The 612-nt window shown below is 44.4% G+C and carries 2 protein-coding genes; both read right to left on the bottom strand.

Features of this window, described 5'->3' with window-relative positions; genetic code table 11:
• On the bottom strand, positions 1-411 hold a 411-nt coding region (moaC, locus tag HZY91_RS10795; RefSeq protein ID WP_197116273.1), incomplete at its 3' end, for a cyclic pyranopterin monophosphate synthase MoaC.
• 3 nt (positions 412-414) lie between these two features.
• Positions 415-612: MoaD/ThiS family protein (locus HZY91_RS10800; RefSeq protein ID WP_197116274.1), on the bottom strand; the 198-nt coding region annotated here is incomplete at its 5' end.

Below are 612 nucleotides of genomic sequence, written 5' to 3' on the forward strand. Positions count from 1 at the left end.
CCCTTTATCAATCGCTTTGCACATATCGTAAATCGTTAACGCACAAATCGAAGCGGCGGTTAGCGCTTCCATCTCCACTCCTGTGCTCCCTTTCGTTTTTACAAACGTATCGATCATTAATTCATAGCGCTCTTCCTGACATCGCCATTGAAATTGAATATCTACACCTGTTAAAGAAATGGGATGGCACATCGGAATCAAATCGGCGGTTCGTTTCGCCGCCATAATGCCAGCCACTTGTGCAACCGCTAACACATCGCCTTTTTCGATTTGCGCATTTGTTATTTTTTCATACACTTCTTTAGAAACGATGACGCTTGAGACCGCATGTGCGGTACGAACCGTTTCGCTTTTATCGGAAATATCGACCATCTTCGCTCGTCCTTGCTCGTTTAAATGGGTTAATTTCATTTTTCATCCTCCACTCACCGGGGGGATCAGAGCGACGACATCCCCTTCCCGAATGATTTCTTCATCAGTTGCAAATTCTTCGTTCACCGCAATCATGATCGAAGAAACGGATGAGAGCGAATAGTTTTTTTCCAGTTCTTCGCGCAGTTGACGAACGGTTATTTCTTGGTGAGGAAAAATGAGTTCCTGACGATTGAATTG

The sequence above is a fragment of the Facklamia lactis genome, assembly GCF_015863205.1.
Taxonomy (GTDB): domain Bacteria; phylum Bacillota; class Bacilli; order Lactobacillales; family Aerococcaceae; genus Facklamia; species Facklamia lactis.